At 68.3% G+C, this 7,063-nt stretch carries 6 protein-coding genes and 1 pseudogene; 6 read left to right on the forward strand and 1 reads right to left on the reverse strand.

Annotation, left to right across the window (positions count from 1 at the left end):
- Positions 1 to 2 precede the first annotated feature (2 nt).
- The 5 genes from J8I82_RS25830 to J8I82_RS25850 all read left to right on the forward strand — a co-directional run bounded on the left by J8I82_RS25830 (position 3) and on the right by J8I82_RS25850 (position 5,963).
- Positions 3 to 1,457 (forward strand): N-acyl-D-amino-acid deacylase family protein, encoded by a 1,455-nt coding sequence (locus tag J8I82_RS25830; RefSeq protein WP_209761676.1) that lies wholly within the window; start codon positions 3 to 5, stop codon positions 1,455 to 1,457.
- Between the two features lie 51 nt (positions 1,458 to 1,508).
- Positions 1,509 to 1,901 carry a RidA family protein gene (locus tag J8I82_RS25835; protein WP_209761677.1) on the forward strand — a complete coding sequence of 131 codons (393 nt, stop codon included), beginning with the start codon at positions 1,509 to 1,511 and terminating at the stop codon, positions 1,899 to 1,901.
- 233 nt (positions 1,902 to 2,134) lie between these two features.
- Positions 2,135 to 3,496, forward strand: a complete 1,362-nt coding sequence (locus J8I82_RS25840) for a GntP family permease (RefSeq protein WP_209761678.1) — start codon at positions 2,135 to 2,137, stop codon at positions 3,494 to 3,496.
- Positions 3,497 to 3,665: 169 nt separating this feature from the next.
- Complete coding sequence (locus J8I82_RS25845) at positions 3,666 to 4,583, forward strand: aldo/keto reductase (RefSeq protein ID WP_209761679.1); 918 nt, start codon at positions 3,666 to 3,668, stop codon at positions 4,581 to 4,583.
- 15 nt (positions 4,584 to 4,598) lie between these two features.
- On the forward strand, positions 4,599 to 5,963 hold the full coding sequence (locus J8I82_RS25850; protein WP_209761680.1) for an NTP/NDP exchange transporter: 1,365 nt from the start codon (positions 4,599 to 4,601) through the stop codon (positions 5,961 to 5,963).
- A 28-nt stretch (positions 5,964 to 5,991) separates the two neighbouring features.
- Here J8I82_RS25850 and J8I82_RS25855 read toward each other — a convergent pair whose 3' ends face one another.
- On the reverse strand, positions 5,992 to 6,687 hold the full coding sequence (locus J8I82_RS25855; RefSeq protein WP_209761681.1) for a DUF2968 domain-containing protein: 696 nt from the start codon (positions 6,685 to 6,687) through the stop codon (positions 5,992 to 5,994).
- 230 nt (positions 6,688 to 6,917) lie between these two features.
- Between J8I82_RS25855 and J8I82_RS25860 the strand changes: the two are divergent.
- Positions 6,918 to 7,063: pseudogene (locus J8I82_RS25860) on the forward strand (alcohol dehydrogenase catalytic domain-containing protein); the annotation flags it as partial.

The raw sequence follows: 7,063 nt of genomic DNA on the forward strand, positions 1-7,063 counted from the left end.
CCATGCCACACCTGTTCGATACCCTGATCCGACTCGTCACACTGATCGATGGCTCCGGCGCCGCCGCGCGCCTGGCCGACGTGGCGCTGCGCGATGGCCGCATTGCCCGCATCGATGAAGGCGGCGCGATCGATCCCGATGCCGCCGCGCACGTGGTCGAAGGCCACGGCCTGGTGCTGGCACCGGGCTTTATCGACGTGCATACGCATGACGATACCAACGTCGTGCGCCAGCCCGAGATGACGCCCAAGCTGTCGCAGGGCGTGACCACCGTGATCGTCGGCAACTGCGGCATCAGCGCCGCGCCGGTGACGCTCTCCGGCGATCCGCCCGACCCGATGAACCTGCTCGGCCATGCCGACGCATTCCGCTACCCCAGCTTCAAGGCCTACGTCGACGCCGTCGATGCCGCGCAGCCTGCGATCAACGTCGCCGCGCTGGTGGGCCATACCGCGCTGCGCAGCAACCATATGGACCGGCTCGACCGCGCCGCCACGCCTGCCGAAATCGCGGCCATGCGCGCGCAGCTGGAAGAGTCGCTGCAGCATGGCGCACTGGGCCTGTCCACCGGACTTGCCTACGCCAATGCCTTCAACGCGCCGACCGAAGAAGTGCTGGCGCTGGCCGAGCCGCTGGCCCATGCCGGCGCGCTCTACGCCACGCACCTGCGCAGCGAGTTCGCCGAGATCCTCGAAGCCATGGACGAAGCCTTCCGCATCGGCCGCCATGCACGCGTGCCGGTGGTGATCTCGCACCTGAAATGCGCGGGCGTGGACAACTGGGGCCGCAGCACCGAAGTGCTCGATGCCCTCGACGGCGCGCAGCGCTGGCAGCAGGTCGGTTGCGACTGCTATCCCTATACCGCCAGCTCGTCGACGCTGGACCTGAAGCAGGTCACCAGCGACTTCGACATCATGGTGACGTGGTCCGAAGGCGCGCCCGAGATGGGCGGCCGGCTGCTGGCCGATATCGCCGCCGAATGGCAGGTCGGCCTGCACGAGGCCGCGCGCCGGCTGATGCCCGCCGGCGCGGTCTACCACTGCATGGAAGACGCCGATGTCGACCGCATCCTGAGCCACCCCGCCACGGTGGTCGGCTCGGACGGCCTGCCCAACGACCCGCTGCCGCATCCGCGCCTGTGGGGTGCGTTCCCGCGCGTGCTGGGCCACTATGCGCGCGACCGCGAGCTGTTCCCGCTCACCGTCGCCGTGAACAAGATGACCGGCCTGTCCGCCGAGCGATTCGGCCTGCATGGCCGCGGGTTCGTGCGTGAAGGCTACTGGGCCGACCTGGTGCTGTTTGACGCCGCGACCATCCGCGACGCCGCCAGCTTCACCGACCCGATGCAGCCCGCCGAAGGCATTGCCGCGGTCTGGGTCAATGGCGAGCTGTCATGGCAGCAGCGGCAATCGACCGGCATCCGCGCAGGACGCTTCCTGGCGCGCGGCGCCGACTGATTCGATTCCTTTTCTTCGATTTTTCCCCTGCAACAAATTCCAGGAGTACCCATGGACATCAAACGATTCGGCGTGGAAGGCGGCACCGGCCAGGGTGGCGCACACATGCCGTTTGCGCGCGCCGTAGCGGCCGACGGCTGGCTCTACGTTTCCGGCCAGGTGCCGATGGTTGGCGGCGAGCTGATCGATGGCGGCATCGTGCCGCAGACCCACCAGGCCATCAAGAACGTGCTGGCCATCCTGGCCGAGGCCGGCTACGGCCCCGAGCACGTGGTCCGCTGCGGCGTGTGGCTGGACGATGCGCGCGACTTTGCCTCGTTCAACAAGATCTTCAAGGAATACTTCGGCGCCAACCCGCCCGCGCGCGCCTGCGTGCAATCGAGCATGGTGGTGGACTGCAAGGTCGAAGTGGACTGCATCGCCTACAAGAGGCCGGCGGCCTGAGCCTGCTGCCTGCTGCTCTTTGATTGCAAGCCGAGGGGGTGCTCCCCTCTCCCACGAAGTGGGAGAGGGGGCCGGGGGTGAGGGCCGGGCGTATCAAGCATGCGCTGCCGGTCATTGACCCTCCTGCCCTCACCCCCTGCCCCTCTCCCGCATGCGGGAGAGGGGAGAAAACAAACTACAAGCCTGAACCTCTGCCGCCCACATGCGGCCTTTTTTCCACGCAAGGAGACAATATGGGTGCCGTCACCGGAACCACGCTCTTGGTGTATGCGCTGATCGCCGTGATCGCCCTGGTGGTGCTGATCGCGCGCTACAAGCTCAACCCCTTCATTACCCTGGTTGTCGTCTCGGTGCTGCTCGGCTTTGCCGTGGGCATGCCGATGGGCGATATCGTCAAGTCATTCGAAGCCGGTGTCGGCGGCACCCTCGGCCATATCGCGCTGGTGGTGGGCCTGGGCACCATGCTTGGCAAGATGATGGCCGAGTCGGGCGGTGCGGAACGCATCGCCAACACGCTGATCGATTTCTTCGGCGCGAAGAACGTGCACTGGGCCATGGCGACCATCGCCTTTATCGTTGGCCTGCCGGTGTTCTTCGAGGTCGGCTTCGTGCTGCTGGTGCCGATCGCCTTCAACGTGGCCAAGCGCACCGGCACGTCGATGGTCGTGGTCGGCATCCCGATGGTGGCCGGCCTGTCGGTGGTGCACGGCCTGATCCCGCCGCATCCGGCCGCGCTGCTGGCTGTGACCGCGTACGGCGCGGACATTGGCAAGACCATCATGTACGCGCTGATCGTGGGCATTCCCACGGCGGCCATCGCCGGACCGCTGTTTGCAAAGCTGATGGACCGCTATGTCAAGCTGCCCGAAGTCAACCCGCTGGCCGACCAGTTCACCGAAGAGGATGAGCGTGTCAAGGAATCGCACGAACTGCCGGGATTCGGCATCACCGTGTTTACCATCCTGCTGCCGGTGATGCTGATGCTGATCGGCAGCTGGGCGGACGTCTTCACCACGCCCAAGACCTTTGCCAACGACTTCCTCAAGCTGATCGGCAACTCGGTGATGGCGCTGCTGATCGCCGCGCTGGTGAGCTTCTACACCTTCGGCAAGGCGCGCGGCTTCAACCGCGAAACCATCCTGAAGTTCACCAACGAGTGCGTGGCGCCCACCGCGATCATCACGCTGGTGGTCGGCGCCGGCGGCGGCTTCGGCCGCATCCTGCGCGACTCGGGAATCTCCACCGCCATCGTCGATGTCGCCACCAGCGCGCAGGTGTCGGTACTGGTGCTGGGCTGGCTGGTCGCGGTGATGATCCGCATCGCCACCGGCTCGGCCACGGTCGCCATGACCACCGCCGCCGGCATCGTCGCGCCGATCGCCGCCAGCGTGCCGGGCACCCGTCCCGAGCTGCTGGTGCTGACCACCGGCGCCGGCTCGCTGATCCTGTCGCACGTGAACGACGGCGGCTTCTGGCTGGTCAAGGAGTACTTCAACATGACCGTGACCCAGACCTTCCAGACCTGGTCGGTGTGCGAGACCATCATCTCGGTGGTGGCGCTGCTGCTGACGCTGGGCCTGGCCACGGTGGTCTGAGGCGCGAGCAGCCGTAGCGCGCACCTTCCGCCAGGTGCGCGCGGCGCGGCGTGCCGGGTAGCGCACTGAAGCACCGGTTTACAAGGCTCTGGCCAGCGCCTAAGGTCAACCAGTGTGTGACCCGCCTCCAACCGCCTCCAACCGCTTCCAACCGCTTCCAACCGCTTCCATGCCACTCGACCGCCGCTCATTCCTGGCCCTGGCCGCCGGGCTGACCGCCACCGGCGCCCTGCCCTCCCTTCCCGCCGGCGCCGCCACCGTTGCCGTGCCCCTGCGCCGCAACATCCCGGGCACGACCGAGGCCCTGCCCGTCGTGGGCATGGGCACGGCCGACACCTTCAACGTCAGCAGCGAAGCCGCCGAGCGCAAGCCGCTGGCCGAAGTCATGGCCATGCTGTTGCGCACTGAAGGCTCGGTCATCGACACCGCCCCCAGCTATGGCAGCGCCGAGGCAGTGACCGGCGACCTGCTGCGCGCGGCCAACGCCCGGCAGCGCGTATTCCTGGCGACCAAGATCTCGGCCCAGTCCGGCGCCCCCGCGCAGGCGCAGTGGGGACGCTCGCTGGCCGACCTGCGTGTCGACAAGGTCGACCTGCTGCAAGTGCACAACCTGATCGACTGGCAAGGCAACCTGCGCTTCCTGCGGGAGTTGAAGGAGCAAGGCCGCATTCGCTACCTGGGCATCACCCATTACCGCGACGACGCGCACGAGGCGCTGGAGCGGATCGTGCGCAACGAGCGCGTCGATTTCGTCCAGATCAATTACTCCGTGGCCGAGCGCAATGCCGAGCGCACGCTGTTGCCGCTGTGCCAGGAGCGCGGCGTGGCGGTGCTGATCAACCGCCCGTTCCAGGACGGCCGCCTGTTCCGCGTGGTCAAGGACCGGCCGCTGCCGCAGTGGGCCGGAGACATCGACTGCGGCTCTTGGGGCCAGCTGTTCCTGAAATTCATCGTCAGCCATCCGGCGGTGACTGCTGCCATCCCCGCCACCTCCAAACCGCGCAACATGGCCGATAACCTTGGCGCCGCGCTGGGGCGCATGCCCGATCCGGGCCAGCGCGAGCGCATCGCCGCGCTGCTGTCCTGACGCGCGCCGGGCGGCATGGACGAACCCGATCGCGACACACCCGCCGGCGGCGGCCTGGCACGGCTGCGGCGCAGCTTCGGCATCCGCCCCGGCGAGGCCGGCGCGGTGGTAGCCGGCTTCCTGTTCTTCTTCTGCCTGTTTGCCAGCTACTTCATGCTGCGCCCGGTGCGCGAGACCATGGGCATCGCCGGCGGCGTGAAGAACCTGCAATGGCTGTTTACCGCGACCTTCGTCGTCATGCTGGCCGCGATCCCGCTGTACGGCGCGGTGTGCGCGCGGCTGCCGCGGCGGCGCTTCGTGCCGTGGGTCTACGCGTTTTTTATCGCCAACCTGCTCGCCTTCGCCCTGGCCACGCGCGCGTGGCCCGACGATGTCTGGCTGGCGCGCGTGTTCTACGTGTGGCTTTCCGTGTTCAACCTGTTCGTGGTTTCCGTCGCGTGGAGCCTGATGGCCGACGTGTTCCGGCCAGAGCAGGCGCGGCGCCTGTTCGCGCTGCTGGCCGCGGGCGCCAGCGCCGGCGGCCTGGCCGGGCCGGTGCTGGGCGGCTGGCTGGTACCGCAGATCGGGCTGACCGGGCTGATGCTGTTGTCCGCCGCGCTGCTCGCCGCGACCCTGCCGGGCGTGGGCTGGCTGTTCGGCTGGCGCCGCCGCGCCGGCGCGGGCCATGAAGTGCCGGCGGATGCCGCCAGCGACCCCGCCAACCCGGTCGGCGGCGGCCTGTGGGCGGGGCTGGCGTTGTTGCTGCGCTCACGCTACCTGCTCGGCATCGGGCTGTTCGTGATCCTGCTGGCCACTGCCAGCACCTTCCTGTATTTCGAGCAGGCGCGGCTGGTGGCCGAGGCCTTCCCCGAGCGCACACGGCAAACCCAGGTCTTCAGCGCGCTCGACGCCACGGTCCAGGCGCTGACCATCCTGGTCCAGCTGTTCTTCACCGGCCGCATGGCGCGGCGCTATGGCGTCACGCTGCTGCTGACCGCGGTGCCGCTGGCGGTCGCGGCGGGCTTCGTCGTGCTGGCGCTGGTGCCGACCTTCGGCGTGCTGGCCGGCGTGATGATCCTGCGGCGCGTGGGCGAGTATGCGCTGCTGCGGCCCGGGCGCGAGATGCTGTTCACGGTGGTCGATCCGGAAACCAAGTACAAGGCCAAGAACGTGATCGACACCGCGGTCTATCGTGCCGGCGATGCGGTCAGCGCATGGGTCAAGACTGCCATCGATGCGATTTCCGGCCACCCGGCCACGGTAGCGCTGGCCGGTGCCGGACTGGCGCTGGCATGGGCGGCGCTCGGATGGTGGCTGGGGCGGCGGCACGAGACCGAGCTGCCGCCACGGGAAGCCAGCCGGCGCGCCGGCGCGGCAGGCGCGACGACGACCACGCGCTAGCCCTGTCCGGCGCTCCGGGACGAGTGCTTCAGCGCTTGGCCTTGTTCGCGACGGGCAGCATCTCGCCGGAATCCGCCAGCGAAGACTCGATCCGGTGGATCTCGCGGCGCAGCTTGTCCAGTTGGGCGCGCGCGGCGCGGCTGTCGAGCTCCGCGGTCTGCACCTCGGCACGCGAGCTCTTCTGGTCTTCCGCGATGCGCTGGCGCTGCGCCTGCATCAGGCGCACGTCGTTGTTGAGCGCCTCCGCACGCGCCTCGGCGTCCTGGATGGCGCGCTCGTACTGGCGCATCTGCGTAGCCAGCACCTGCCGGCGGATGGCGTCGGTGGCCAGGGCGGCGCTCTGCTTGCTGGCCTGCCGGTAGGCGGCATCGGCCGCGCCGAGATTATCGAAACGCAGCACGCGCCAGATCTTGTTCTGGTACATCAGGCCGACATAGCACAGCACCTTGTCGTCGGCCAGCAGCAGCGCCGTGCCGTAGTCGCCGTCGACGCTGGCGCGCAGTTCCTTGACGGTGTTCTCCTCGATGCGCTGCTGCAGCTCGGCGATCAGGCTCTGCGCCGCCGGGTCCACCGCGGGGCCGGCCGCGGCGGCCAGGGCCGGAGCGGGAGTGGCTTCCGCCTTCGCCAGTACTGCGGAGGCACACACGGACAAGTGGACGGCGATGAGGCCGGTGATCACGCGGGGACCGGGGCGGAGGCGGGGGCGGGACGGATTGACTGTCATGCTCTTGTTCTGGGGTGGAGGCAAGGCCAGGGGGCAATCCATCAGGACAATTGCCGCGCAGCCGCGTCGGTGCAACCGAGGGATCTTACGGCAGCGGATGGCAGGACTGAATACCTCCTTTTTGGTAATTCACGGTCCGGTGCGGCTGGCCGCGGGCCGGCAGATGGCCGTATAGTCATGGCCTCGAGCGCTGAAGCATCGCCCAGGACATTCCTGACCCGGAGGACCCCATGAAGACCAAAGCCGCCATCGCCTGGAAAGCCGGCGCCCCGCTGACCATCGAAGACGTGGACCTCGATGGCCCGCGCGCCGGGGAAGTGCTGGTGGAAGTGAAGGCCACCGGCATCTGCCATACCGATTACTACACCCTTTCCGG

Origin of the sequence: Cupriavidus consociatus (assembly GCF_017814975.1) — a bacterium.
GTDB lineage: Bacteria > Pseudomonadota > Gammaproteobacteria > Burkholderiales > Burkholderiaceae > Cupriavidus > Cupriavidus consociatus.

Bases quoted from the DNA above. Each gene is read 5' to 3' on its own strand.
- J8I82_RS25850 (WP_209761680.1), top strand. From the start codon at position 4,599: ATGGACGAACCCGATCGCGACACACCCGCCGGCGGCGGCCTGGCACGG.
- J8I82_RS25830 (WP_209761676.1), top strand. From the start codon at position 3: ATGCCACACCTGTTCGATACCCTGATCCGACTCGTCACACTGATCGAT.
- J8I82_RS25840 (WP_209761678.1), top strand. From the start codon at position 2,135: ATGGGTGCCGTCACCGGAACCACGCTCTTGGTGTATGCGCTGATCGCC.
- J8I82_RS25855 (WP_209761681.1), bottom strand. From the start codon at position 6,687: ATGACAGTCAATCCGTCCCGCCCCCGCCTCCGCCCCGGTCCCCGCGTG.
- J8I82_RS25835 (WP_209761677.1), top strand. From the start codon at position 1,509: ATGGACATCAAACGATTCGGCGTGGAAGGCGGCACCGGCCAGGGTGGC.
- J8I82_RS25845 (WP_209761679.1), top strand. From the start codon at position 3,666: ATGCCACTCGACCGCCGCTCATTCCTGGCCCTGGCCGCCGGGCTGACC.